25 protein-coding genes are annotated in these 24,781 nt (G+C 60.1%); 16 read left to right on the top strand and 9 right to left on the bottom strand.

The window, feature by feature from the left end; all coding sequences use genetic code 11:
* The first annotated feature begins 2 nt into the window (after nt 1-2).
* From argF to N1037_16015, 3 genes are all read left to right on the top strand, one after another.
* Nucleotides 3-929 carry an ornithine carbamoyltransferase gene (argF, locus tag N1037_16025; GenBank protein UWS78762.1) on the top strand — a complete coding sequence of 309 codons (927 nt, stop codon included), beginning with the start codon at nt 3-5 and terminating at the stop codon, nt 927-929.
* Between the two features lie 140 nt (nt 930-1,069).
* Nucleotides 1,070-1,657, top strand: coding sequence for an isochorismatase family protein (locus tag N1037_16020; protein UWS81377.1), 588 nt, complete (start codon nt 1,070-1,072; stop codon nt 1,655-1,657).
* Entirely contained in the window at nt 1,654-2,718 is a 1,065-nt protein-coding gene (locus N1037_16015; GenBank protein ID UWS78761.1) for a 2-dehydropantoate 2-reductase, read from the top strand. The genes N1037_16020 and N1037_16015 overlap by 4 nt, the downstream gene beginning before the upstream one ends.
* A 37-nt stretch (nt 2,719-2,755) precedes the next feature.
* Here N1037_16015 and N1037_16010 read toward each other — a convergent pair whose 3' ends face one another.
* Both N1037_16010 and N1037_16005 read right to left on the bottom strand, forming a co-directional pair.
* Complete coding sequence (locus N1037_16010) at nt 2,756-4,240, bottom strand: inorganic phosphate transporter (GenBank protein UWS78760.1); 1,485 nt, start codon at nt 4,238-4,240, stop codon at nt 2,756-2,758.
* Nucleotides 4,241-4,333: 93 nt separating this feature from the next.
* Nucleotides 4,334-4,792: an NUDIX hydrolase gene (locus tag N1037_16005; GenBank protein UWS78759.1), complete on the bottom strand. Its 459-nt coding sequence runs from the start codon at nt 4,790-4,792 to the stop codon at nt 4,334-4,336.
* A 352-nt stretch (nt 4,793-5,144) separates the two neighbouring features.
* Here N1037_16005 and N1037_16000 point away from each other — a divergent pair, with 352 nt between their 5' ends.
* Nucleotides 5,145-5,894, top strand: a complete 750-nt coding sequence (locus N1037_16000) for an SDR family oxidoreductase (protein UWS78758.1) — start codon at nt 5,145-5,147, stop codon at nt 5,892-5,894.
* A gap of 93 nt (nt 5,895-5,987) precedes the next feature.
* Here the strand turns inward: N1037_16000 and hrpB are convergent, their stop codons facing one another.
* Nucleotides 5,988-8,462, bottom strand: a complete 2,475-nt coding sequence (hrpB, locus tag N1037_15995) for an ATP-dependent helicase HrpB (protein UWS81376.1) — start codon at nt 8,460-8,462, stop codon at nt 5,988-5,990.
* 159 nt (nt 8,463-8,621) lie between these two features.
* Here hrpB and meaB point away from each other — a divergent pair, with 159 nt between their 5' ends.
* From meaB to N1037_15975, 4 genes are all read left to right on the top strand, one after another.
* Nucleotides 8,622-9,602: a methylmalonyl Co-A mutase-associated GTPase MeaB gene (meaB, locus tag N1037_15990; protein ID UWS78757.1), complete on the top strand. Its 981-nt coding sequence runs from the start codon at nt 8,622-8,624 to the stop codon at nt 9,600-9,602.
* Between the two features lie 281 nt (nt 9,603-9,883).
* Nucleotides 9,884-10,174: a 50S ribosomal protein L28 gene (gene rpmB / locus N1037_15985; GenBank protein UWS78756.1), complete on the top strand. Its 291-nt coding sequence runs from the start codon at nt 9,884-9,886 to the stop codon at nt 10,172-10,174.
* Between the two features lie 119 nt (nt 10,175-10,293).
* Complete coding sequence (locus N1037_15980; GenBank protein ID UWS78755.1) at nt 10,294-10,644, top strand: hypothetical protein; 351 nt, start codon at nt 10,294-10,296, stop codon at nt 10,642-10,644.
* A gap of 112 nt (nt 10,645-10,756) precedes the next feature.
* A complete protein-coding gene (locus N1037_15975) occupies nt 10,757-11,236 on the top strand; it encodes a copper chaperone PCu(A)C (protein UWS78754.1) in 480 nt (159 codons plus the stop codon).
* 147 nt (nt 11,237-11,383) lie between these two features.
* Here N1037_15975 and N1037_15970 read toward each other — a convergent pair whose 3' ends face one another.
* Nucleotides 11,384-12,085, bottom strand: a complete 702-nt coding sequence (locus tag N1037_15970; GenBank protein ID UWS78753.1) for an NAD-dependent deacylase — start codon at nt 12,083-12,085, stop codon at nt 11,384-11,386.
* A 45-nt stretch (nt 12,086-12,130) separates the two neighbouring features.
* Between N1037_15970 and N1037_15965 the strand changes: the two genes are divergently transcribed.
* Nucleotides 12,131-12,655: a low molecular weight phosphotyrosine protein phosphatase gene (locus tag N1037_15965; GenBank protein UWS78752.1), complete on the top strand. Its 525-nt coding sequence runs from the start codon at nt 12,131-12,133 to the stop codon at nt 12,653-12,655.
* Nucleotides 12,656-12,664: 9 nt separating this feature from the next.
* On the opposite strand, the gene N1037_15960 is transcribed toward N1037_15965, so the two are convergent.
* The 3 genes from N1037_15960 to N1037_15950 form a co-directional block, all read right to left on the bottom strand.
* Entirely contained in the window at nt 12,665-13,636 is a 972-nt protein-coding gene (locus N1037_15960) for a LysR family transcriptional regulator (protein ID UWS78751.1), read from the bottom strand.
* 227 nt (nt 13,637-13,863) lie between these two features.
* Entirely contained in the window at nt 13,864-14,205 is a 342-nt protein-coding gene (locus tag N1037_15955) for a hypothetical protein (GenBank protein ID UWS78750.1), read from the bottom strand.
* Between the two features lie 361 nt (nt 14,206-14,566).
* Nucleotides 14,567-14,827 carry a hypothetical protein gene (locus N1037_15950; GenBank protein UWS78749.1) on the bottom strand — a complete coding sequence of 87 codons (261 nt, stop codon included), beginning with the start codon at nt 14,825-14,827 and terminating at the stop codon, nt 14,567-14,569.
* Nucleotides 14,828-14,925: 98 nt separating this feature from the next.
* On the opposite strand from N1037_15950, the gene lepA reads away from it, so the two are divergent.
* The 6 genes from lepA (at nt 14,926) to N1037_15920 (ending at nt 21,745) form a co-directional block, all read left to right on the top strand.
* Nucleotides 14,926-16,725: a translation elongation factor 4 gene (lepA, locus tag N1037_15945; protein ID UWS78748.1), complete on the top strand. Its 1,800-nt coding sequence runs from the start codon at nt 14,926-14,928 to the stop codon at nt 16,723-16,725.
* Between the two features lie 356 nt (nt 16,726-17,081).
* On the top strand, nt 17,082-17,396 hold the full coding sequence (locus N1037_15940) for a TraR/DksA family transcriptional regulator (protein ID UWS78747.1): 315 nt from the start codon (nt 17,082-17,084) through the stop codon (nt 17,394-17,396).
* 127 nt (nt 17,397-17,523) lie between these two features.
* On the top strand, nt 17,524-18,033 hold the full coding sequence (locus N1037_15935; GenBank protein ID UWS78746.1) for an alkylphosphonate utilization protein: 510 nt from the start codon (nt 17,524-17,526) through the stop codon (nt 18,031-18,033).
* 113 nt (nt 18,034-18,146) lie between these two features.
* Nucleotides 18,147-18,800: a protein-L-isoaspartate O-methyltransferase gene (locus N1037_15930; protein ID UWS78745.1), complete on the top strand. Its 654-nt coding sequence runs from the start codon at nt 18,147-18,149 to the stop codon at nt 18,798-18,800.
* Between the two features lie 242 nt (nt 18,801-19,042).
* Nucleotides 19,043-20,458, top strand: a complete 1,416-nt coding sequence (locus N1037_15925; protein ID UWS78744.1) for a TolC family outer membrane protein — start codon at nt 19,043-19,045, stop codon at nt 20,456-20,458.
* Nucleotides 20,459-20,578: 120 nt separating this feature from the next.
* Nucleotides 20,579-21,745 (top strand): hypothetical protein, encoded by a 1,167-nt coding sequence (locus tag N1037_15920; protein ID UWS78743.1) that lies wholly within the window; start codon nt 20,579-20,581, stop codon nt 21,743-21,745.
* 148 nt (nt 21,746-21,893) lie between these two features.
* On the opposite strand, the gene N1037_15915 is transcribed toward N1037_15920, so the two are convergent.
* Both N1037_15915 and N1037_15910 read right to left on the bottom strand, forming a co-directional pair.
* Nucleotides 21,894-23,354 (bottom strand): cobyric acid synthase, encoded by a 1,461-nt coding sequence (locus N1037_15915; GenBank protein UWS78742.1) that lies wholly within the window; start codon nt 23,352-23,354, stop codon nt 21,894-21,896.
* Between the two features lie 256 nt (nt 23,355-23,610).
* Nucleotides 23,611-23,928 (bottom strand): DUF6280 family protein, encoded by a 318-nt coding sequence (locus N1037_15910; GenBank protein UWS78741.1) that lies wholly within the window; start codon nt 23,926-23,928, stop codon nt 23,611-23,613.
* A gap of 218 nt (nt 23,929-24,146) precedes the next feature.
* On the opposite strand from N1037_15910, the gene efp reads away from it, so the two are divergent.
* Nucleotides 24,147-24,710 (top strand): elongation factor P, encoded by a 564-nt coding sequence (gene efp, locus N1037_15905; protein ID UWS78740.1) that lies wholly within the window; start codon nt 24,147-24,149, stop codon nt 24,708-24,710.
* The last annotated feature ends 71 nt before the right edge of the window (nt 24,711-24,781 follow it).

The raw sequence follows: 24,781 nt of genomic DNA, 5'->3' as shown, positions 1-24,781 counted from the left end.
TTATGAACCACTTCCTTGATATCCACACAACCAGCGGTGCAGATCTGCACGCCATTATTGACCAGGCCAAGGTGATGAAACAGGCACGCCAGGGCCGCCCCAAGGGCATGGCTGATGATGAACAGCCCCTGGCTGGCCAGATGGTGGCGCTGATCTTTGAAAAACCTTCCACCCGGACCCGCATTTCCTTTGATGTGGGGGTGCGGCAGATGGGCGGTCAGAGCATGGTCCTATCCGGCAAGGACATGCAACTGGGCCATGGTGAGACCATTGCCGATACCGCACGGGTGATGTCGCGCTATGTGGATCTGATCATGATCCGTACCTTTGACGAAGCAGTCCTGCACGAGATGGCTGAATATGCCTCGGTGCCGGTGATCAACGGGCTGACCGACCGCACCCACCCCTGCCAGATCATGGCGGATATCCAGACCTACGAGGAGCATCGCGGCTCGATCAAAGGCAAAAAGGTTGTCTGGGCCGGGGACGGCAACAATGTCTGTGCCTCTTTCCTGCATGCGGCAGCCAAATTTGGGTTTGACCTCACCTTCACCGGTCCGTCGCAGCTGGACCCGGAGGACGAATTTGTCGGCCTGGCCCGTCAGGCGGGGTCCAAAGTGGTGATCGAACGCGACGCCGTCAAAGCGGTTGAAGGCGCCGATCTGGTGGTTGCCGATACCTGGGTCAGCATGCATGACAGCCAGTCCTCCAAAGAGCGGCGCCACAACATGCTGCGCCCCTATCAGGTCAATGAGGAGCTGATGTCACATGCCAAACCCGACGCTTTGTTCATGCATTGCCTGCCTGCGCACCGCGAGGAAGAGGTGACTTCGGCGGTGATGGATGGCCCGCAGTCGGTGATCTTTGATGAGGCCGAAAACCGCCTGCACGCGCAAAAAGCCGTCATGCGCTGGTGCCTCGGAGTTTAATCCGGCGCTGTCCTTGACCCATTGGCCGGTGTCGTAGACGCCGCATGCACGTTCATAGGGCGTGACAGGGGACTGGTCATTTTGAAAAACATCTGCAACCCTCGCGTTATTCAGTTTAGCGCGAGGGTTTTATTGTGAACATGCATCAACCGCAGCAGATGGATCAAAGCTGGGCCCTCTTGAGTGTTGATATGCAGATGGAGATGGCAAATGCCACCGCCGCGGGACGCCCGCGGGCCAACCCGGATGCGGAAGACAACATTGCCCAACTTCTGGCCGGGTTTCGCGGTGCTGGCCTACCGGTGCTGCATGTGATGCATGATGACCCGCGCGCCGAGAGCAAATTTCGCCGCGATCTGCCCTCGGGCCAGCCCATGCCCTGCGCTGCGCCGCAAGAGGGCGAGGCGGTGTTTTGGAAAACTGGCTCCTCTGGCTTTGTTGGCACCGGATTGGCAGAGGCGCTGCAGGCCCGTGGCATCCGCAATCTGGTGATTGTGGGCGGTGTCGCGGCCTTCTGCGTCAACTCCACTGCGCGCTCCGCGGCCAATCTGGGCTTTGGCGTCTCAGTTGTCGAAGACGCGCTTATCGCCTTTGCCATGCCCGCCCGCAAAGGCGGTGATCTGGATGCAGCGGTGGTGTTGGAGGTGACGCTTTCAGCTTTGGCAGCGGGGTTCGGAGAGGTCTTGCCAAGCCAGGAGGTCCTCGCCCGGCTGCCCGCTGTCGTATGAGCGGCCAGCGGGCGAAATCACTGCGTATCGTGATTGCCGGTGCCGGATCTATTGGCTGCTTTTGTGGCGGGCTTTGGGCGGCGGCGGGCCATAGCGTCACGTTGCTGGGACGTGGCCGTATCTTGATGCCTATTGCGCAGCGCGGTTTGCTGCTGACGGATTACGCCGGGCTGGAGCAGCAGGTTGAGGCGCGGCACCTGCGGTGTAGCGAAGACCCTGCTGTTTTGGCAGAGGCCGATCTGGTGGTTGTCGCGGTGAAATCAAATGGCACTGCAGCCATGGGGCGTTTGATTGCCCAATATGCGCCCCCAGATGCGCCGGTGCTCAGCTTTCAAAATGCGGTGACAAATGTGGAGCTGTTGCGCCAGATGTTGCCGGGGCGGGATCTGCGCGCTGCGATGGTGCCGTTTAATGTGGTTCCCACAGGGCCTGCAGTGCCCCCAGAGCCAACAGAGACCCCAGGCGCGGCAGGGGCTGCATCCGCGCAGCCCGGATATCACCGGGCTTCCTCCGGGGAGATCCTGATCGCCAAAGGCCGCGGGCATTTGGGCCGGTTTCTGTCGGTGCCGGGGCTGCCGGTGGGGGAGACTGAGGATATAACCGGAGTGCAATGGGGCAAGCTGCTGATCAATCTCAATAACGCTCTGAATGCTCTTTCGGGTCTGCCTTTGATGACGCAGCTGCAAAGTCGCCACTGGCGACGGTTGATGGCCGATCAGATGGCCGAGGCCCTGCGGGTGATGCAGGCGGCGGGCCTGCGCCCGGTGTCGACGACACCGCTGCCCGTCTGGATGACCCCGCATATCCTGCGCCTGCCCAATTGGGCCTTTACCCGGATTGCAGCCCAGATGCTGACAATTGATCCAACCGCGCGCAGTTCAATGGCGCAGGACCTGATGCAGGGGCGGATCACCGAAGTGGATGCGCTGCAGGGCGAAATCCAGCGCCTGGGTCAGGCCCATGGTGTGGCCACGCCAGTTTGCGATGTGGTGATACAATTGATCCGGCAGGCGGAAATGAAAAAAGCCGGACTGCCAAAACTGCAGCCCGGCCAGATCTAGCCTTGGGTCGGGATTAGCCCAACGACGCCTCAGCGGGTCAATGGGTAAAGCTTGCCAGCAGCAGATAGATACAGCCTGACAGCAGCGCTGCGGCGGGCACCGTGATCACCCAAGCGGCGGCGATGGTCATAAAGTGGCTGCGCCGGACCAGTTTGCGGCGGCGGCGTTCTTCCGGTGCGATGCGCTTTTCTGCCGGGCGGCTGACCGCAGATTGACGCGAGCGGCGCTCGTGATGCCATTCGCGGAAAAAACCAACCCCAAATACCGCCCCAACCGCAATATGGGTCGAGGATACCGGCAGGCCCAGCCAGCTGGCAACAATCACCGTGATCGCAGCAGAGAGCGAGACACAATAGGCGCGCATGGGGTTCAGCTTGGTGATCTGGCTGCCAACCATGCGGATCAGTTTGGGGCCAAACAGGAACAGGCCAAAGGAAATCCCAAAGGCGCCGATGACCATGACCCAGGTTGGAATGGCCACCTTGGAGGCAAAGTCGCCAAACTCTGAGGCATGCACGATCGCGGCCAGAGGGCCAACCGCATTGGCCACATCATTGGCGCCATGGGCAAAAGACAGCAGCGCTGCGGAGATCACCAGTGGAATCCGGAACAACACCTTCAGGGACTTATTGCGGTTTTCCATGCCTTCGGATTGGCGTTTGATCAACGGGGCGGTGATGACATAGGCCAGCGCCCCAATCATGGTGCCAATCAAAAGCGCGGTCTGCAGGTCGATCTTGATGATACGTTTCAGCCCCTTGAGGGCCAGATAGGATGAGAAAGCGCCAGCCATGATCCCCACCAGCACCGGTACCCAGCGCCGTGCGGCGGCGATTTTGTCGTCCTGGTAAATGATCTTTGCCTTGATCAGGGCCAGAAACAGCGCGGCGATGATACCGCCCAGCACCGGTGAGATCACCCAGCTGGCCGCGATCTTGCTCATGGTTTGCCAGTTCACCGCAGCAAAACCGGCCGCAGCAATACCTGCGCCCATAACGCCGCCTACAACCGAATGGGTGGTGGAAACCGGTGCTCCGATCCAGGTGGCAAGGTTGACCCAAAGCGCCGAAGAGATCAGGGCGGCCATCATCGCCCAGATGAAGATTTCCGAGGTGGCAACCACCTGCGGATCAATAATGCCCTTGGAGATGGTCGAGACCACGTCGCCGCCCGCCAGCAGCGCTCCGGCGCTTTCGAACACGGCGGCGATGACAATGGCACCGCCCATGGTGAGCGCATTGGCGCCCACAGCAGGCCCCATATTGTTTGCCACGTCATTGGCACCAATATTGATCGCCATATAGGCGCCAAAGACGGCAGCAGCCACCACGATCAGATTGCTTTGACTGCCGCCAAAGAGCATGGCAGCCCCGAGGCCGGCCATAACCATGAACACCAGGGCGATACCGGGGGCGACCATGGGGCGGGCGACATATTGGGTTGCGGATTCGAGATGCGAAAACCGATGCAGGTCTCGGTCTAGCGTTTCGTGATGGTCAGCGTCGTTCGGTGGGGTGCTCACAGTGATCGTCCCTTTGGCAGGCAGTTGAGGGACGCACTAAGCGAGCACGCTCAATGAGGCAAGCTGGGCTGTTACAAAAGTGTCACCTGAGTGTCACAATTGACGCAGGATATCCTGCAGCTCGGGCTCGTTTACCAGATTTGCAGCCTCTTGAGCAGGGACCCATTTGCGTTGCCGCTGATGTGCCTCCGGGTAGGTGTCGGATAGCTCGACGTCGCCAACAGTGTAGACAAAGGTCTGCACCGGGATCGGCAGTCCGGTTTTCAACTCTTTTTCATAGCTGAAGGCTCCAATGGGATCGCCATCGACACGGCCGTTTTGCACACCGGCCTCTTCCCAGGCTTCCTGAAGGGCAGATTCGCCGCCATCCTTGCCATTGATTGGCCAGCCTTTGGGCAGAATCCAACGGCCAGAGCCGCGACTGGTGATCATCAGAACTTCTTTGTTGCCGGTGTTTGTTCGGTGGCACAGGGCCGCAACCTGAACGCGTTTAGGGCGAAACAGAATAGGCTTGATCATCTCTTCCCAAGCCTGGGCGATAATGTTGCTCATCTTGAACTGCCTTAATCGTACTTTTTTTGGCAGCTTTGCTGGTGAGTTTGACGTATCGCAGCCGCTGCATGTTTCTGAACTCCCTTTAAAATAGGGCTTTGTGGATAAAGTACAACCCTTGTGTCGATGAAAACGCCTCTGCCGATTAATTGCGCACCCGATTTATATGTTCAGCTGCCTAAATGTTGAGCGCCCCGTGGACTATGTGACCGGCAAAAAGACCTGGAGGGCAGTTGGTGGAATGCTGCTGTGTGGCAGGGTGGGGCTCAAAGGCATGATAAGGCACTATATTGACTCTTTTCAGGCCGACGGGCTCAGTGGCGGGAGTTAGATTTTGGATGGGCAAGACGGTATGAAAACAGCACTTATTACAGGCGCGGCGCGCGGAATTGGCCTGGCCACGGCGCGGGGGCTACACGAGGCAGGGTGGCAGGTCGCAGTGATGGACTGGGACGGGCCAGAGCTGGCAAAGGCCGCGGATCTGTTGCCGGAGGCCTTGGTGATTGAGGGCGATGTCTCTAAACCCCAGGATGTGGCGGCGGCCGTTGCCGAGGTCACCGCGCGGTTTGGCCGTCTGGATGGGTTGGTCAACAACGCGGGCGTGGCGGATTTTGGTCCGATCCGCGAGACGACATTTGATCGCTGGCGCCGGGTGATGGAGACCAATCTGGATGGTCCCTTTCTGATGACCCAGGGGTTTACCGATCTGCTGGCAGCTGACGGCGGTGGGGCTGTGGTGAACATCACCTCAATCTCCGGTCTGCGGGCCAGCACACTGCGGGTCGCCTATGGCACCTCTAAGGCGGCGCTGGCGCAGCTGACCCTGCAGCAGGCGGTGGAGCTGGGCGAGTTGGGTATTCGGGTCAATGGGGTTGCACCCGGGCCGGTGGCGACCAAGCTGGCGATGGCGGTGCACAGCCCCGAGATCATTGCGGCCTACCACGATGCACTGCCGTTGAACCGTTATGGCTCAGAGGATGAAATTGCCGCAGCGATCAATTTCCTGCTGTCCGACAAGGCGAGTTTTATCACCGGCCAGATCCTGGCTGCCGATGGCGGCTTTGAGGCGACGGGAATTGGTCTGCCCGCCTTGCGATCCTGAGGCGATACACCTTTTAATGGCTGAGCGCGCCTTGGGTGTGAGGGGGCAACGCCCCCCTTTGTTGGCAATGCCGGTGCTACGGCAGGGCTCGTGTTAGCGACGCTTCTTTGCCCGCAAGGTCGGGTCTTCTTGGGTCGGATCCTCGGGCCAGGGGTGGCGGGGGTATTGCGCGCGCATGTCTTTGCGCACATCTGCATAGGATCCGGCCCAAAACCCGGGCAGGTCGCGGGTGATCTGGATCGGGCGCTGGGCCGGGGAGAGCAGGGTGATCTTCAAAGCGACGCCGCCGACGCTCGGGTGGCGGGTGACGCCAAACAATTCCTGTAGTCGCACCGATATTTCCGGAGCTTCCGCACTATAGGTGATCGGGATCTTACGCCCCAGCGGGGTGGTGAAACTGCCGGGCGCCTCGCGGTCAAGCAGTTGCGTCTGCTCCCAGGTGAGTGCGGCGCGCAGCGCTGGCAGCAGGTCGAACTGTTTCCAGGCCGCGGCGGATTTTACTCCGCCCAGCATTGGCAGCAGCCAGTCGTCCAGTCGCGCCAGCAGGCCATCAAGCGAAAAATCCGGCAGGTCAAAACCATCGGCGCGCAGCAGTTCAACCCGCGCCGCCAGCCGCGCCGCGGCCCCGTCGAGACGCAGACCAAGATCGCGTACCCCGTCGAGCATGGCTGCGGCGATCTGATCCTCAGGGGCATCTTTCCACAGGCGCTGTTCCAAGGTGATGGCGCCCAGACACTCTTGCTGTTGTGCAACGACGCGGCGGTCGCGCTTGGACCAGTGGCAGTTGTCCTGCCAGACGATCTGATCGGCAAAGAGATCGCGGATTTCGCCGAGACTAATCTGCGCGGCCATGCGCACACGGGCCTCGCGCGGGTTGCCGTCAGTGTCCAGCGCCACGATGAAGGTGGCAGCGGCCAGGGGATCACTGGGGTCCAGCAGCACGCCCTTGCCGCCCGAGAGCACATAGCGCGGCTGATCGCCTTTGCGGCGCTGACCAATGCGATCGGGGTAGGCCAGCGCGGCCATGGCGGCGGCAGAGAGAGGCCCTGTTCTCTTCTGGGCAGTGGCGCCCTTTTTTTGCAAACGGCGTGTTTCGCTGCGAATACGGTCCAGCACCGGATAGGAGAGCTGATAGGGGCGTTTGCGCTGAAAGCCCTTGGAATCTTTCAGGGCCTCCAGGCGCAGCGCCAAATCTGTCGGCGCGCCGCGCAGGGGATCACGTTCGGCCAGCAGCGCGGCCAGCTCGGCGGCTCTGGGACCGGCTGTCAGCAGCATATGGCCCAAACGCGGATGCAGTGGCAATCGGGCAAGCGCCTTGCCGTGAGCGGTCATCTGGCCGCGCCCGTCCAGGGCGCCCAGCATCTGCAGCAATTTGCGGGCCTCTGCCATGGTGCCGCTGGGCGGTGCGGTGAGAAAACCGAGATCCCCGGCCTCTGCCCCCCAGAGCGCCAGTTCCAGTGCCAGACCGGTGAGGTCGGCTGAGGCTATTTCCGGTGGCGGAAAAGCGGCCAGCGCCCCTTCTTCGCCTTTGGTCCAGAGCCGGTAAGCGGTGCCGGGGGCCACACGGCCGGCGCGGCCCTGACGCTGGGTGGCCTCGGCGCGGGTGACTTTTTCGGTGATCAACCGTGACATGCCAGAGCCAGGGTCAAACCGGGCGCGCCGGGCCTGGCCCATGTCGACCACCACGCGGATATCCTGAATGGTGAGCGAGGTTTCGGCAATCGAGGTGGCGAGCACAATTTTGCGACCCGTGACGGCAGGGCGGATGGCGGCCTGCTGGTCCTTGAAGGGCAGGGCGCCAAACAGCGGCTGGATCAGGCAATCGCCGGGCAACCGCTTGTCCAGATTTTGCGCCGCGCGGCGGATTTCGCCTTCACCGGGCAGAAACACCAGAATGCCGCCGCCCATATGCGCGCCCTTGGTGGTGTCGCGGCTGTCCTTTTCCGCCTGCACCACCAGATCGCACAGAGCATCCAGCCGACGTGCCTGTGGCCCCAGTGGGCGCTCCAGCCAGCGGGTTTGCACCGGAAAGCTGCGCCCTTCGGAGGTGACAAGCGGTGCCTGCATCAGCGCCGCCACCGGGGCGGCGTCCAGGGTGGCTGACATGGCCAGCAGGATCAGATCATCACGCAGCGCCTCCGCCACCTCAAGGCACAGGGCCAGGCCAAGATCGGCGTTGAGGGAGCGTTCGTGGAATTCGTCAAAGATCACCGCACCGACGCCGGGCAGGTCTGGATCCGATTGCAGCATCCTTGTGAGAATGCCTTCGGTCACCACTTCGATGCGGGTTGCCTTGCTGGTCTTGGCCTCGCCACGGATCCGGTAGCCGACGGTTTGGCCCACCACTTCGCCCAGAGTTTCCGCCATGCGCTCAGCCGCGGCGCGGGCAGCAAGACGGCGCGGCTCCAGCATCACGATGCGCTGGGTGGTCAGCCCGGCTGACAGCATGGCCAGTGGCACCTTGGTGGTTTTGCCGGCACCGGGGGGCGCTTGCAAGACGGCGCGTTTGCCCTGTTGCAGGGCTGTGATCAGCTCTGGCAGGGCGTCATCAATGGGCAGGCGTGGCATGGTGGCTTTTGTCATGGCCTGCTTATCGCCAAAGAGCACGCCGGGGTCCAGCCTGCTGCATAATGCCCGCCCTGCGGCAGCTTCGCACTGGACAAGGGGTTCGGGCCTGCGTCAATTAGGGCAGAAATTTTGCGAGCTGTTCAATATTGGAGACCGGGCATGAAGACCGCCGAGCTGAGTGAGAAAATCCTAAGCGGGGATCGCCGGGCGCTGGCGCGGGCCATCACTCTGGTCGAAAGCGGCCGCGATGATCACCGGGTGGCCGCAACCGAGCTGTTGGATCTCCTGGCGAAATCCGGGCGGCAAGCGCTGCGCATTGGTCTGTCAGGTACGCCCGGGGTGGGGAAATCCACCTTTATCGAGAGCTTTGGCATGATGTTGGTGGCCCAGGGGCTGCGGGTGGCGGTGCTGGCGGTGGATCCGAGCTCTGCCCGTACGGGGGGGTCCATTCTGGGCGACAAAACCCGGATGGAACAGCTGAGCCGCCAGAAGGCCGCCTTTATCCGGCCCTCGCCGAGCCAGACCAATCTGGGCGGGGTGGCGCGGCGCACCCGCGAGGCGGTGGCTCTGTGCGAGGCGGCTGGATTTGATGTGGTTCTGATTGAGACCGTGGGCGTTGGCCAATCTGAAACCGTGGTAGCGCAGATGTCGGACCTGTTCCTGTTGCTGCTGGCACCTGCGGGGGGCGATGAATTGCAGGGGGTCAAGCGGGGGATCATGGAAATGGCGGATATCATTCTGGTCAACAAGGCCGATGGGGATCTGAAATCCGCCGCCATGCGCACCTGTGCCGATTATTCTGGCGCGTTACGGCTGCTGCGTAAACGCCCGCAGGACCCCGAAGGCTACCCTAAGGCGCAGACCGTTTCGGCGCTGCAAGAAGCCGGGTTGGACAGCGCCTGGGCTGATATGAAAACCCTGGTGGAATGGCGCCAGGACAAGGGCCATTGGAGCGGCACGCGTGCGCAGCAGGCGCGCTACTGGTTTGCTGAGGATGTGCGCCAGGCCCTGTTGGCGCGGCTCAAGACCCCCTGGGCGCAGGGCCGCATGACAGAATTGTCGGATCAGGTGGCGCAGGGGGCGGTGTCGCCAACGGCCGCAGCACAGGAGATGCTGAAAGGGCTTGGCGTTGCAGGCTAGGTGGCAACAGGTGCAGCTGGAGACAGGCACTGGCCAAATGGGGATGGCCAAGTGGGCAAGACAGGCCTATAGATCGGTTGAAAATCACAGGTTGGAGCGGGCCTGAGCCATTTCATTGGTGCAGGGCCATAAAACCCCAGCATATGGCTTGACCCTTGGGGCGATTCCTCCTAAACGCATCCAACCAGTTTTCGGGCGTTGGCTCTTGGCCGCGCCCTTTGAGATTTGCAGACGATTCGGGGGAATCCTCGGGTGCTGCCCCAGATACGAAGGATGAACCTATGTCGCGCCGTTGCGAACTGACCGGAAAAGGCCCGATGACTGGCAACAATGTCAGCCATGCTAAAAACAGAACTCGTCGTCGGTTTCTGCCAAACCTGAACGATGTGACCCTGCAGTCCGAGACTCTGGGTCGCGGCATCAAGCTGAAGATCTCAGCTGCTGCGCTGCGCACCGTTGACCACCGCGGTGGTCTGGATGCTTTCCTGGCAAAAGCCAAGGACGATGAGCTGTCCACAGGTGCCCTGAAAGTGAAAAAAGAGATCGCCAAGGCACAAGCCGCCGCAGCCTGATCTTTGATCACATGAGAATTTGCAGCGCCGTGCATCGAGAAGATGCGCGGCGTTTTGCCGTTCCGGGTTCAGGACATTTCACCTTGCGGCTCTGCTGCGGCAAAGGCATATCATTTGCCATGGCACGATTCCTGCGGATATCTCTGGCCTTGATGCTGGCCCTGGTGGTGACCCTGACGGGGCATGCCTCAGCCAGTGCGCAGGGCGCCCGTGATGCCAGTGGTCAGATGGTGATTTGTTCCGGAACGGGTCCGGTCACCATCTATGTCGATGAAGATGGCCAACCCACCAAGGCGCCGCATTTTTGTCCGGACTGTGTGATGCATCTGCTGGATGCTGTTGCGGGGCCGGATGCTGTGGTGCTGCCAGCCTATGCCGGGCAGGCCTTTGACCGCCTATTGGGCGCTGTGGGCTCCAGCCCTGTGATGCGGCTTGCCGCGACAGCACGGGCGCCGCCGCGCTGCGGCTGATATAGCTGTCCAACGAAGAGCCTGACCGCCTGTAATCCTGCCTGGCTGACGGGTGGACGGGCTGCAAGATCTACCCAAAGAATTTCCTAACCCTGAAAGAAAGGAGACAGAAATGTCCCTGAAATCCGTATTGTTTGCGGCAGTTGCCGCTGTGTCACTTGCTGGGGCGGCCACTGCTGAAGGCGCCAAGATCATGGTGCATGATCAATATGCCCGCGTGTCGGCTAAAATGTCCACGAGCGGCGCGGCCTTCATGGAGATCATGAATATGGGCACCGAGGACGATCAACTGATCGACGCGCGCTCTGACATTGCCAAGCGTGTTGAGCTGCACACCCATATGGAAAGCGGCGATGGTGTGATGAAGATGGTGCATGTGGAGGAGGGGTTTGCGATCCCCGCCGAGGGCAGCCACATGTTGCAGCGTGGCGGAGATCACGTGATGTTCATGGGGCTGAACCAGTCGCTGGAACATGGCGACATGGTGCCTGTCACTCTGGTGTTCAAAAACGCCGGTGAGATCAGCATCGAGATCCCAGTTGATCTGGAGCGCAAGCCGGGCCAAGGCGGTCATATGAAGCACTCTAATTAAGCGGCTGTTTGTAACAGTGGGGCGGGCGCGGCGTCAGGCTGCGCTGCAGCCCTCCTTCGCGCCCAAAGCCCGCCCTGGTGGCGGGCTTTTTGCCGTCCAGGCTCATAGGGCAGGCGGGTTTCAGTGGGTCGCCTGCGGCGGCCGAGGTTACCCTAGGATTTCTGCAACCCAGCGGGGCAGGGTTTTGCTGGCCGGGCCGTAGCGACAGTCGTCGAACCGTGTGGCCATGGCCGAGGGTTCGAGATTGAACTCGAGCGTTCTCGCACCGGTTTCTGCTGCGGCTTGGACAAAATTTGCAGCCGGGTAGACCTGCGCCGAGGTGCCAATCGATACAAAGAGATCGGCCTCCGCCAGATGGGTTTCGATGGTTTGCATGGCGTAGGGGATTTCTCCGAACCAGACCACATCGGGACGCGTGGTGGTGCCAGCGCAATGTGGGCAGCTGTCCTGTGGCTGCATCGCCAGCGCCGCCTGCCAGCGGTGGCCACAGGCGGAGCAGAGCGCGCCTGACAGGGTGCCATGCATATGGATAACCCCTTGGCTGCCGGCCTTTTCATGCAGGTCATCAACGTTTTGGGTGATCACAACGACCTCGCCGGGATGTTGCGCCGCCAGCTGCGCCAGCGCCTGATGACCGGCGTTGGGCTGTGCCTCGGCGGCCTGGGCCCGGCGGGCATTGTAGAATTCGTGCACCAGAATGGGGTCGCGGGCAAAACCTTCGGGGGTGGCGACATCTTCAATCCGGTGTTGTGCCCACAGGCCGCCTTCGTCGCGAAAGGTGCCAAGGCCACTTTCTGCGGAGATCCCCGCCCCGGTCAGAATGACAATTTTATCGGACATCACTTGCATTTAGATGTAACCTTTACCTTGATAAATTCCCCAGGAGGAGAGGTCATGCGCCAGCGTCCCACAAGGCTTGAGGCCAGTCAAAACCTGGATCAAGACTTCGGTCAAAATTCGAGAAAAATTCTGTTTGTCTGCTTGGGCAATATTTGCCGCTCGCCTGCCGCGCAAGGGGTGTTTCGTGCGCTTTGTTCCAGTGTCACATGCGACAGTGCGGGGACTGCCGACTACCACGTGGGCGCGCCGCCCTACGGGGCAATGCAGCAGGCCATGAAGCGGCGTGGCCTTGATGTTTCAGATCTGCGGGCGCGCCAGTTCAGCCCGTCGGATTTTAGCGATTTTGACCTGATCCTGGCGATGGACCAAAACAATCTGGACAACATCGAGGCCCTGCGCCCCGCTGGCAATCAGACCCCGGTTCAGCTGTTCACCCGTTTTGCGCCAGAGGCGGCAATGGATCATGTCCCGGACCCCTATTACACGCGGGATTTTGACGGCTGTCTGGACCTGATTGAACTGGCTGCAGCGGGGCTGGTGCGGGCTGTGACGCAGGGTGAGGCGGAGCCGGGGCGGTGAAACGCCAGCTCAGCTCAACTCGTCGAGCACTTGAAAATCCTGCGCCAGCCAAGGCAGCTTGACGATGGCTGGATTTACCATCTGGCGCTTAATCAGGCCTTTGGTGGTTTGGGCAACGGTGCGGGGCAATTGGTCGGCCCAGTCCTTGCTGGCGAAGAGGGAAATCCGCCGCGCAGCCTTGCCAAAGGGCAGCGGCAAGGCGTCGATGTCATCATGGAACCGGGCCGCCCGCATATAGCCAAGTGGCGTTGTCACCGCCCAGCCAATATGGCGGGCCACCATGGCCATCAGCGCCAGGTGGGAGCCAACCTCAAAGCGGTTTTCAAAGGTGATGTCTTGCTGGCTGATCTGCGCCTCGATTTGTTGCGAGATCATCTGGTCGGCCGCATAGCGCAGAAACGGCAGCTGTTCGAGCTGGCCAATCGGCGCCTGTGGGTCGTGAATAAAGCCCTTGGGAGTGACCAGAATAAACGGATCACGCACCAGGGGGAACTCGATCAACCCCTGCTGTGGCTCGTCGGTGGTGGCGGTCACGGCAAGGTGGATCTCATCCGCCTCAATGGCGCGCAGGATGTCATGGCTGGAGGCGGTGATCATCTTGAAGCGGCACTCGGTGAGGCTTTCGGCGAGGGCGGTGGCCAGGCGTGGGGTCAGGTCGTTGTCAAAGTCATCAATCAACCCGATGGAGAGCGCCGGCAGGTGGCTCAGATCCATCATCGACAACTCGCTCTGCGCCAGGCGCAGCTCGGACAGCACCGCCTGTGTGCGGGCCAGGAAATTGCGCCCGGCGGAGGTTGGCACCATGGGGCGGCGGCCGTGATCGACAAGATCCGTTCCGAGCGCCTTTTCAAGGTTTCGCAGTTGTTGGCTGACAGCAGGTTGGCTCAACCCTGTCACTTCGGCGGTCTGAGCAACGGATCCGGTCTTTGCCAGGGCCTCGAACACCTCGAGCCCCCTGAGGGTGACCCCTTTGATCAACATACCGTTACTCCAACAAAACTATTATCTCAGCGTAGTTTCCCCACCGCCTGCCGCAGGGTCAAGGGGGCTAATCTGGCTGCTGTTCCCCCTAACGTGGCGCAGGGCAGCGCAGGAGCAGCCTAGCGGCGCCGTACCTGTGGGGGCATGGGGAGAGGCAGTTGCACAGGCGCAGCGATTTGGTTTTGTAAAATCTATTGCGTTGCGCAGCAGGGGCAAAGAGCTGGTGGTTAACCGCAGGTTTTGGCAGCGGTGTCGCCAAAGAGCTTATAGCGCTGCCACAGCTGTTCATCGCGGTGGTTGCTGGACTGGCGCACCACCTGGGCCTGATGGGGATCGCCAAACCATCTGGAGACGGTTTTGCGCTCAGAGGAGGTCAGCTGTACATTGGCCACCTTCTGGATGCAGCGACACAGGGAGGGGCTGACGGCAGAGCGATCAGAACTGCGGCAGGCGCGTTCAATGGCACCAGCCTGGGCAGGCTGCACCAGAACCATCTGCGCGGTGAAAACTTGGGCGGCCAATACGGCACAAAGCCCCGCAGAGCGCAGGGAGGTGGGCAGCAATGTCATCAGATGTCCCTCGAAATTTAGCCCCGGATCGCATGCCCGGATTTGAGCGAATATGGCGAAAGGTGCGACGAGATTCAATATTGGTTAAAAACCATTCAGAAATGCGCAGGATTTTGCCGGGTTCGGGACTGAACAAGTGATATGCGAGGGCAGTGCCTGACCTTTGGGAGGTGCAACGCTATAGTGGAAGCTGGTTGAAATAGGCTGATTTCGATAGGTTTAGGTGGTTTGGGTTCGAATTCACGATGAGCGTTCGTCCGGGTGGGTGCGGAACGCGCCCGCCGTGGGGCGGACGGACGCGTGCCCTCCACATGCGTGACGGGCGGGGTTCCAAGAGAGAGGTGTACAAGTCCAAGGTTTATCAGCGGGCGGCGTCTTCTATTCGCTTCATATCTGGGGTTGGGCAGGTGCTCCCAACCCCAGATATGAGCGTCGCCCGTAGTCCAGCTAAAAGCAATTCGGCGCCTGCGGTTTTGTTGATGATTTGATCGGACACTGCCATGAGCGCGGGCAGACTGCGCAGGGATGCGCGGGCGGCGATGGCGCGGCTGATCCGCACATCCTGGGTTTGCAGCCAGGTTTCCAGCTGGTCTAAATCTACGATCTTGTCCTCATCTGTCACGTTCAAATTCGCCTTTGACTGTCGATTTGGTGAAATAACTTCACCGCAGCATAGACGCGCGCTTGACCAAGACAAGAATCCAAATCATATGCCTGATCATGACTGATCTCGCCAAAATCCGCAATTTCTCCATCGTCGCCCATATTGACCATGGCAAATCCACCCTCGCTGACCGGCTCATCCAAGAGACGGGCACGGTGGAGGATCGTGATATGAAGGCGCAGCTGCTTGATAGTATGGATATCGAGCGCGAGCGTGGCATCACCATCAAGGCCAACACAGTACGGATTGATTACAAGGCGGATGATGGCGAGACCTATGTGCTCAACCTCATCGACACGCCGGGTCACGTCGATTTTGCCTATGAGGTCTCCCGCTCGATGCGCGCGGTTGAAGGCTCGCTTTTGGTGGTGGACAGTACCCAGGGCGTTGAGGCGCAGACCTTGGCCAATGTCTATCACGCCATGGAGGCCGACCACGAGATCGTGCCTGTGCTGAACAAGATCGACCTGCCGGCCTCGGATTGTGACCGGGTGGCGGAACAGATCGAAGATGTTATCGGCATCGAGGCCACTGGCGCTATTCAGGTTTCGGCCAAGACCGGCCAGGGCATCCATGAAACATTGGAAGCCATCGTCAATGAGCTGCCTGCCCCCAAGGGCACCCGCGATGCGCCGCTGAAGGCGATGCTGGTGGACAGCTGGTATGACGCCTATCTGGGCGTGATCGTTCTGGTGCGGATCATGGACGGGGTGCTGAAAAAGGGCGAGCGGATCAAGATGCTCTCCAATGGCTCCACCCATCATGTAGACCGGATCGGCGTGTTCCGCCCGTCAATGGCGGTGATTGACGAGCTGGGACCCGGCGAAATTGGCTTCCTGACGGCCTCGATCAAACAGGTGCGCGACACCCGTGTGGGCGATACCATTACCCATGAGAAAAAAGGCACCGACGATGCCTTGCCGGGCTTTAAGCCTGCGCAGCCGGTGGTGTTCTGTGGCTTGTTCCCGGTTGACAGCTCCGAGTTTGAAGACCTGCGCGATGCCATTGACAAGCTGGCGCTGAATGACGCCTCCTTTAGCTTTGAGATGGAAACCTCGGCGGCGCTGGGCTTTGGCTTCCGCTGTGGCTTCCTTGGCCTGTTGCACCTTGAGGTGATCCGGGATCGGGTGGAGCGCGAGTATGATATCGAGCTGATCACCACGGCGCCCTCGGTGGTCTATCATATCTATATGCGTGACGAGACCATGATCGAGCTGCACAACCCGGCTGATATGCCCGACCTGACCCATGTGGACCACCTGGAAGAGCCGCGCATCAAGGCGACCATTCTGGTGCCGGATGAGTATCTGGGTGATGTGCTGAAGCTGTGTCAGGACCGGCGCGGTATCCAGCTGGATCTGACCTATGCCGGCAGCCGTGCCATGGCCGTCTATGACCTGCCGCTCAACGAGGTGGTGTTTGATTTCTACGACAGGCTCAAGTCGGTGACCAAGGGCTATGCCTCCTTTGACTACCAGCTGACGGGCTATCAAACCGACAATCTGGTCAAGATGTCAGTGCTGGTGAACGACGAGCCAGTGGATGCGCTGTCGATGATGGTGCACCGTGACCGCGCTGAGGCCCGTGGCCGGGCCATGGTGGAAAAGCTGAAAGACCTGATCCCGCGTCATATGTTCAAGATCCCGATCCAGGCGGCCATTGGCGGCAAGGTAATCGCGCGCGAGACCCTGTCAGCGATGCGCAAGGACGTGACGGCCAAATGTTATGGCGGCGACGCAACCCGGAAGAAGAAACTGCTGGAGAAGCAGAAGAAGGGTAAGAAGAAGATGCGTCAGTTCGGCAAGGTCGACATCCCGCAAGAAGCGTTTATTTCAGCCCTGAAAATGGATAGCTGAGCACCAGTCCGAGCGTGCTCGGTAAACGCTTCCCCATAGCGTGGTATGGCTGAGGGCTTGGCTAAATATCTATACGAATGGCTGGTCGTCAGACCGGGCAGCGCCTCCCCTCCCCAGGGGAGGGCACCGACCTGCGCTTTGATGTCGAGCCACTCTGGGGCCGCAAGCCGTATTCCACTCTCAATAATCCGCCCCAAATTTGGGCGAGCGGATCAAGGATCGCGCATTTGCGGGCTTCTAGGTGTCAAGCGTGCACAACACTCCCCAGATCCCGCGAGTGTTTTTGACATCGGTCAATGCCGTAACATTGGCCTTAGGTATGGTGGCCCAATGGCGCTGATTTGGGAGGATTAGAGATGGATTTTGCAGCACGTAAGGACGCACTTGAAACACGCAGGTTGGCTTTGGCCGGGCATTTGCGCGAGGTCGAACATGCTTTGGATGCGCCGATGCCAAAAGACTGGGAGGATCGCTCGTCTGAGCGCCAGGGGGATGAGGTGCTGGAAACGCTTGGTCTCAATGAGATGGAAGAGCTGCGCCGGATTGATGCAGCGCTGGCGCGCTTGGCAGAGGGGACTTACGGCTATTGCCAGATCTGCGGTGATCAAATTGCGGAAAAACGTCTGGATTTGCTGCCCGCGACGCCCTTTTGCAGTGGCTGCGCCGCCTGAGGCAGGGGGGCTTTCGGGGGCGGCAAGAGCGCTGCGCGTTTGGTCGCGGCGCAGTTGCTCTGGGTGGCTTTTCATCCCGGTGGGGAGGCGGTAAGGCAGGGCAGGCTTTTCTTTTGGAGATTTCCCCATGTCTTGTGATTTGTGCTCTGCCGAGGGTTCGACCCGGTTTTTTACTGTTGTTGGTGGCCCCGAAGAGGCTGGCGTGCAGATCTGCGATACCTGTCAGACACAGATTGAGGGCGAGCTGAACCCCGATCACTGGCGCTGTCTGGCCTCGTCAATGTGGTCACAGGAACCCGCAGTGCAGGTTCTGGCGACCCGGCTGCTGGCGCGGCTTGCGGAAAATGACTGGGCGCGGGATCTGGCCGATCAGCTGTGGCTGGATGAGGAAACGCGGGCCTGGGCCGACAATGAGAGCACCGGTGGCGGCCATGTTGACAGCAACGGCGCGGCGCTTGCGGCGGGTGACAATGTGGTCCTGATCAAGGATCTGCCGGTCAAGGGGGCGGGCTTTACCGCCAAGCGCGGCACGGCGGTGCGTGGCATTTCGCTGGTGCAGGACAATCCCGAACATATCGAGGGCCGGGTTGAAGGCCAGCGGATCGTTATTTTGACCAAGTTTGTGAAAAAGAAATAGGTGCTGCGGCAACATGGTTGGCAATTCGCCCTTAGGGTCACTATGGGCCGTTGCCGTATATGGAGCGATATGGCACAACTCCTGCAAACAGACTGAACAAAAGAGTTTAGCTTATGACTGACTTTGCCGAACGTCGCCGTATGATGGTTGACACCCAGGTTCGTCCTTCGGACGTGACCAAATACCCGATCATTGAGGCCCTGCTGTCTGTTGCGCGTGAGGATTTTGTCCCTGATGCACAGCGTGAAGGGGCCTATGCGGATCGAAATATGGACCTTGGGGGGCAGCGCACCCTGATTGAAGTCCGTACGCTGGCAAAGATGCTGGATGCGTTGGATATTCAGCGGGATGAGCTGGTATTGGATGTCGGCTGTGCTTTGGGCTACTCCACCGCCGTCGCGGCGCAAATGGCCGAGATGGTGATCGGTGTCGAAGAAGATGAGACCATGTCCGCCGATGCGCAGGCGCAGCTGTCCGAGGCTGGCGCCGACAATGCCATTGTGCACGTCGGCCCGCTGAAAGAAGGCGCCGCTGAACATGGCCCCTATGACGTCATCATGGTGCAGGGCGGCGTCGAAGAGCTGCCCGACACGCTACTGCAGCAGCTCAAGGATGGCGGTCGTATTGCCGCGATCTTCATGCGCGGCTCGCTGGGCGAGGTAAAGGTTGGCTATAAACAGGGGGGGCAGATCTCCTGGCGCTTTGAATTTAATGCCGGCGCCGAGGTCATGCCTGGGTTTGAACGCGCCCCAGCCTTTTCTCTGTGAGGTCGGGGCAAAAGGATCAGCCTAAATGCGGGGCCATATTTTGGACCAGCACGGGCGGATCTGGCCTGTGACATCCTGTAATAGAAACGGGTTGGCAGTTTTTTGCCCGTGATGCCGTGCCCAGATCTACTGGCACTGCATGAGGTGAGGACAAAGAAGACGAACAGCCCATACAGCAGGTATGAGCTGAAGCATAACAAAACTCCCGCGGCTGGCGGCGCGGCAAACGAATAGGGCGACCGATGTTGAAGAAGAATTCGGCAAGTTTGTTAAAGACGTTTGTATTTGCAGGCTCTGTAGCGCTTGCTTTTGCGCTGCCAAAACCCGCGAGTGCGGACAATCTGTCCGACGCGCTGATTGGCGCTTATAAAAACAGCGGGTTGCTGGAGCAGAACCGGGCCTTGTTGCGGGTTCAGGATGAAAACGTCGCAGCCGCTGTTGCTGGCCTGCGTCCGATCGTCAACTGGACCATCAGAGCCAGCACACAGAACACACATACTGTGAATGGCCAGTCGCCCTCTTCGAGTGTGGACCAGCTGACGACGGGCCTGGCTTTGGAACTGTTGCTCTATGATGGTGGGGCGACAAAGCTCAAGCAGCTTGCGGCGCAACAAACCGTTCTGGCGACCCGCCAAAGCTTGCTAAACGTCGAACAACAGGTGCTGTTTGGTGCAGTGCAGGCCTATGTAAACGTCCTTTTGCAACAAGAGACGGTGCGGCTGCAGGGCAACAACCTGCGCCTGTTGCAGGAAGAGCTAAAGGCTTCGCAGGATCGATTTGAAGTGGGGGAGGTGACCCGCACGGATGTTGCATTGGCGCAGAGCCGCCTGGCTTCTGCCCGCGCGACCCTGATCCAAAGTCGCGGCGATTTGCTGTCGGCGCAGGCCTCTTATGTGGAGGCGGTTGGTCACCCTATTGGCGCAACAGCAGGACAACCTCCCTTGCCCAAACGGGTTGCGTCCCTGCAGGCAGCAGAATCCATTGCCGTGCGCAATCATCCAAATCTGCTGGGGCAGCAGCATGCTGTTAAGGCAGCTGATTTCGCCACGGATGCGGCGCGAAAAGGTCTGGGGCCAAGTATCAAACTGGGGGCGGAAATCTCTGCCACAAGCAGCTTGAGCAATAGTTTTGAATCTGACAGCACTGGCGGCAGCATCACCTACAGCCAGCCGCTTTATGCTGGTGGTGCTCTGGCCTCATCGGTGCGGTCTGCCATGGCGAGCGCTGATGCGACGCGGGGCGTGTTGATTTCGACACAGCGTGCGGTGGCTCAGGATGTCGCCGAGGCCTATGTTACCTTAGAGGCCGCGACCGCCAGTCTGGTGTCCTCAAATGAGAGCGTACGGGCCGCACAGGTGGCCTTTGACGGTATCCGGGAAGAGGCCACATTGGGGGCGCGCACCACGCTGGACGTGTTGCAGGCGGAACAGGATCTGCTGAACGCGCTGACAGCGCGGGTGCAGGCACGGGCCAGCCAGGCCACGGCGGCCTATTCCTTGCTGCAGGCACAGGGGCTTTTGACTGCGGAACATCTGGGTCTTGCCGTCGAGATTTATGATCCGACCCTATATTACAATCTGGTCAAAGACGCGCCAGCGCAGCTCAGCCGTCAAAGCCGGGATTTGGATCGGGTGCTGCGGGCCTTGGGTAAAAACTAGGCCGGGCAAAAGGGCCTGTTTAGAAACCATCCCGTGTCGAAACTAAAAGTCTCTCTAAATGTTGTGCGATTGCGGCAGGAGAGCTACACTTGTCGCAAAGGCTAGAGTGGTTCAAATACAATGTCCGATCCTGTTACACAGGCTGAAATCGAAGATGTCCTGTCCTCAATCCGCCGTTTGGTGAGTGAGGATGGGCGCTCTGGGCCGCGCCCGGTGACTGGGCCAGCGGTGGGCAGCCAGCAGGACAGCCCGTCGGCTTCTGTGCCGCAAGAGCCTGCAAAGCCAACATCGCGTCTGGTTCTGACACCTGCTTTGCGGGTGGCGGAGGATACCTGCGATGCAGCCGAGGTGGGTCCGGACCAGCCTGAAGCCGTCGATGTGTCGTCTGAGGCTGAGGTTGAGGCGTCATGGGGGATGGAGGCAGCCTATGACCTGCAGGGTGACAGCCATTTGGATCTTGAGGTTGAGCCAGAATTAGACCCCGGCGAGGTTATTGCCTTTCGCTCCAATGACACCGTTGAGGCAGACGGGGATGCCGACCTGGCTGCCGATCAGTACAGCGCAACTGAGCAATCAGAGGCTGAGCCCGCGCAGGCTGAAGAGGGCACGGAACCGGCGGATGCTGCGCCATGGCGCGACCCTGATGCGACGCTCTTTGGCAGCGTGGATAGCCCGCCCATGGACGCAGCCGAGGCGGAAATGCAGCTTTCTCCACAGATAAGCGAGACTGTTGCCGAGCAGGGCCAGAACGCAGATGACGCGCGCCTGGATCTGGATGAGGCCGAGGTGGCTGAGCCTGAAACTGATGAACTGGATGGCAGCCAGCGGGTGTCTGCAGTGGTGCAGAAGATTGCCGAGCTGGAGGCCAAAGTGGCGCGCTCAACCGGGCAGTGGGAGCCAGATGGCGCTTCCAGTGATCCCTATGCCGGCACCAATATCGAAACGCTTGAGTGGCAGGATCACACGGACGAGGCCGACATTGAGGTCGAGGCCGAAAGTGAGGCGGAGGTCGCAACAGGCCAGGTGCCGCAGCCAGAGAGCGGGGCCGAGGCTGAATTTGACGCCGCAGCGCTGGCCGAAGAGGCCGTGACCCGTGCAACGATGGACGCCCTAGGGGACGATGCTGCGGAAGAAAGCTATCTCGATGAGGAGAGCCTGCGCGAGCTGGTTGCTGATATCGTGCGCAGTGAATTGCAGGGCGCCCTGGGCGAGAGAATCACCCGCAATGTGCGCAAACTGGTGCGTCGTGAAATTCAGCGGGCCCTTGCCGCTCAGGATTTGATCTGACCGGACCTCGCCTGGCTGTTTCAAGCAGACCTGGAGTGCGGTCCAGTGGAATCTGACCCAGTGAAATCTGGACCTGTGAAATCTGTTTGCTCCGCTCAGACACCCGCTTTTTCGATGCGGTTGCCAAAACCAGTGGGTTCCTTCGCGCCTATGGAGCAGGCACCTCTGTCGCCAGCGAGAGCAGATGATCCAGATCCATATGCTGTTCCAGATGGTCCGCCAGGGCATCCAGCGTGTCTTCAACGCTGTCTTCATATTGGGTGGAACTGTCATAGCCCAGCTGGGATAGGTAATGCGCCCGAAAACCATCGGCGCTGAACAACCCGTGCAGATAGGAGCCCAGCACCCGCCCATCCGCAGAGGCCGCGCCTTCAACCCGATCAGCGATCTGTAGCCAGCCCCGTGTGCAATCGGCCCCCGTGGTGCGCCCCATGTGAATTTCATAGCCCTGCACGGGCAAGCCGCCCTGCAGGCTGCTGGCCTCTGTCAGGGTGACGCGTTTGTCGTCTGACATCACGGTGTGAACATCAAGCAGGCCCAGCCCCGCCACCTTGCCCGATGCGCCCTCAACCCCCAGGGGGTCGTCGATGGTTTTGCCCAGCATCTGATAACCGCCGCACAGGCCCAGCACATGGCCGCCGCGCCGGTGGTGGGCCAGAATGTCGATATCCCAGCCCTGGGCGCGCAAATAGGCAAGGTCACCAATGGTGGATTTGCTGCCCGGGATCAGCACCAGATCCGCGTCCCCCGGCAGGGCACGCCCCGGGGGCACGATCTCAACCGTGACCTCGGGTTCGGCGGCCAGCGGGTCCAGGTCGTCAAAATTCGCCATGCGCTCCAGCTGCGGCACAACCACCTTGCAGGCTCCGCCCCGGCGCGAGGCGATATCCATCATGTCTTCGGCCGGCAGTTTCCAGGCCTCCCAAAACCACGGGATCACCCCCAGCGAGGGCCAGCCGGTGCGCCGGGCAATATCATCGCGCCCCGCATCAAACAGGCTGACATCGCCGCGAAAGCGGTTCACCGCAAAGCCGACAATGCGCTCTAGATCCGTTGGGTCAAGCACCGCCTGGGTGCCGACAATCTGGGCAATGACGCCGCCACGGTGGATGTCTCCGACCAGAACAACAGGCGCCTGCACGGCGCAGGCAAAGCCCATATTGGCGATATCGCCCCGGCGCAGGTTGGTTTCAGCTGGTGAGCCTGCGCCTTCGATCAGCACCAGATCAACGCCCGCCGCCAGACGGTGATAGCTCTCCAGCGCCGCCTCCAGCAGCCCGGACTTATCGCGCATAAAGGAGCCCGCTGACTGGGTGCCGCGCCGTTTGCCCTGCACGATGAGCTGTGCCCCGGTGTCGGTTTCGGGTTTCAGGAGCACCGGGTTCATGTCCACATGGGGCGCCAGCCCGGCGGCCCGCGCCTGCAGCGCCTGGGCGCGGCCAATTTCGCCGCCCTCTGGGGTGACGGCGGCATTGTTGGACATGTTCTGGGATTTGAACGGCGCCACTGTGAGGCCCCGGCGCACAAAGGCCCGCGCCAGCCCCGCCACAAGGAGAGATTTCCCGACATTACTGCCGGTGCCCTGGATCATCAGTGCGCGTGCCGTCATGGCGTTCTCCTCGTGCGGTCTGGTCTTTGCTGTCTGATTGCCGATTGAGCCAGCAAGGAAAAGAGTTTTTTGATCAATCTCGTAAATTGCGCGGGCAAGCGCGGGGAAAACCGCCTTTGGGTGGAGGATCTGCGACAGGTTGCCTTTGACCGGTTGCCTGTGACGGGGTGGGGCGCAAAAGAAAAACGCGCCCCCCAGGACGCGCTTTTCTATAGATCTGTGATCATTTGTTCGGCCTTTTGGGCCTTGGTCGGCTTCAGGCGGCTTCGGCCTGAGCAGCGTTGCGCCGTTCGCTTTCTTCGCGCGACAGGGCAACAGAGGTGCGCACACCCCGACCAACAAAATCCATCAACCCACCGACAACCCGCTCATTGGGGTCAATGCCAGCACAGCTGAGCACTTCGCGACCATCGCGCGAGCGCGCCCAGCGGGCGATCTGTTCGGGGCCGTTGCCGTATTTTTTATCATCGGCAATGGCATCATCCAAGGCAGCCAATACAACAGCGGCAAAGAGCTTGCGTGCTCGGTTGCCCTGTTCATTATTGTATGCAGTGCCGTCAACGAAATCTCGCATCCCGTTTCCTTTATTGTTCTTGCTATTGCAATTCTCGGCGTGGCGTTCCTTATGACGGAACTGTGACGATTCGGATAGCCTGTATATGCATAGCTTTCATGCAAAAATCGCATAGCTTTTCTGGCGTAACTACGAGATATCGTTGTCTTGCCAGTTGTGACCACGACAGATATAGGGACGCTTAATATATCATCAACCTTCCCAGATGGATTTTTCAGATGCCCAAGATCAATGGTAACGAGATCCGCCCCGGCAATGTTCTGGAGCACAACGGTGGTCTTTGGGCCGCAGTCAAGGTCGATCACGTAAAGCCCGGTAAAGGCGGCGCCTTTGCCCAAGTCGAGCTGCGCAACCTGCGCAATGGCTCGAAACTGAACGAACGTTTCCGCAGCGCCGACAAGGTTGAGCGCGTGCGTTTGGAGCAAAAAGACCAGCAGTTTCTCTATGAGAGCGACGGCATGCTGGTGTTCATGGATACCGAAACCTACGAACAGATCGAATTGTCCGCCGAGCTGCTGGGCGATCGTCGTCCTTTCTTGCAGGACGGCATGACAATTGTGATGGAATTCTACGAAGAAGAAGCCCTGAACGCGACATTGCCACAAAAAGTGACCTGCAAAATTGTTGAGACCGAGCCGGTGGTAAAGGGGCAGACTGCTGCCAACTCCTTTAAGCCTGCGGTTCTTGAGAATGGGGTCAAGGTCATGGTGCCACCGTTTGTTGGCCAGGACGAAATGATCGTGGTCAATACCGAAACCATGGAATACGCCGAACGCGCCTGATCGAAGGTGTCGTCGACGCATTTGACCCTCGCAAACCGGACTGGTTTGCGGGGGTTTCTTTTTTGCACCTG

The sequence above is a fragment of the Phaeobacter sp. G2 genome (assembly GCA_025163595.1).
Taxonomy (GTDB): Bacteria; Pseudomonadota; Alphaproteobacteria; order Rhodobacterales; family Rhodobacteraceae; genus Pseudophaeobacter.
The sequence above is the reverse complement of the archived record's forward strand: the minus strand, read 5'-3'. Positions and strand labels throughout refer to the sequence as shown.

Coding starts and splice junctions, on each gene's coding strand:
- N1037_15965 (UWS78752.1), top strand. CDS start 12,131: ATGCGCCAGCGTCCCACAAGGCTTGAGGCCAGTCAAAACCTGGATCAA.
- N1037_15915 (UWS78742.1), bottom strand. CDS start 23,354: ATGACGGCACGCGCACTGATGATCCAGGGCACCGGCAGTAATGTCGGG.
- lepA (UWS78748.1), top strand. CDS start 14,926: ATGACTGATCTCGCCAAAATCCGCAATTTCTCCATCGTCGCCCATATT.
- N1037_16005 (UWS78759.1), bottom strand. CDS start 4,792: ATGAGCAACATTATCGCCCAGGCTTGGGAAGAGATGATCAAGCCTATT.
- N1037_15975 (UWS78754.1), top strand. CDS start 10,757: ATGTCCCTGAAATCCGTATTGTTTGCGGCAGTTGCCGCTGTGTCACTT.
- N1037_15955 (UWS78750.1), bottom strand. CDS start 14,205: ATGACATTGCTGCCCACCTCCCTGCGCTCTGCGGGGCTTTGTGCCGTA.
- N1037_15960 (UWS78751.1), bottom strand. CDS start 13,636: ATGTTGATCAAAGGGGTCACCCTCAGGGGGCTCGAGGTGTTCGAGGCC.
- N1037_15940 (UWS78747.1), top strand. CDS start 17,082: ATGGATTTTGCAGCACGTAAGGACGCACTTGAAACACGCAGGTTGGCT.
- N1037_15930 (UWS78745.1), top strand. CDS start 18,147: ATGACTGACTTTGCCGAACGTCGCCGTATGATGGTTGACACCCAGGTT.
- N1037_15920 (UWS78743.1), top strand. CDS start 20,579: ATGTCCGATCCTGTTACACAGGCTGAAATCGAAGATGTCCTGTCCTCA.
- N1037_16015 (UWS78761.1), top strand. CDS start 1,654: ATGAGCGGCCAGCGGGCGAAATCACTGCGTATCGTGATTGCCGGTGCC.
- argF (UWS78762.1), top strand. CDS start 3: ATGAACCACTTCCTTGATATCCACACAACCAGCGGTGCAGATCTGCAC.
- efp (UWS78740.1), top strand. CDS start 24,147: ATGCCCAAGATCAATGGTAACGAGATCCGCCCCGGCAATGTTCTGGAG.
- N1037_15935 (UWS78746.1), top strand. CDS start 17,524: ATGTCTTGTGATTTGTGCTCTGCCGAGGGTTCGACCCGGTTTTTTACT.
- N1037_15980 (UWS78755.1), top strand. CDS start 10,294: ATGGCACGATTCCTGCGGATATCTCTGGCCTTGATGCTGGCCCTGGTG.
- N1037_16020 (UWS81377.1), top strand. CDS start 1,070: ATGCATCAACCGCAGCAGATGGATCAAAGCTGGGCCCTCTTGAGTGTT.
- meaB (UWS78757.1), top strand. CDS start 8,622: ATGAAGACCGCCGAGCTGAGTGAGAAAATCCTAAGCGGGGATCGCCGG.
- N1037_15970 (UWS78753.1), bottom strand. CDS start 12,085: ATGCAAGTGATGTCCGATAAAATTGTCATTCTGACCGGGGCGGGGATC.
- hrpB (UWS81376.1), bottom strand. CDS start 8,462: ATGCCACGCCTGCCCATTGATGACGCCCTGCCAGAGCTGATCACAGCC.
- N1037_16000 (UWS78758.1), top strand. CDS start 5,145: ATGAAAACAGCACTTATTACAGGCGCGGCGCGCGGAATTGGCCTGGCC.
- N1037_15910 (UWS78741.1), bottom strand. CDS start 23,928: ATGCGAGATTTCGTTGACGGCACTGCATACAATAATGAACAGGGCAAC.
- rpmB (UWS78756.1), top strand. CDS start 9,884: ATGTCGCGCCGTTGCGAACTGACCGGAAAAGGCCCGATGACTGGCAAC.
- N1037_15925 (UWS78744.1), top strand. CDS start 19,043: ATGTTGAAGAAGAATTCGGCAAGTTTGTTAAAGACGTTTGTATTTGCA.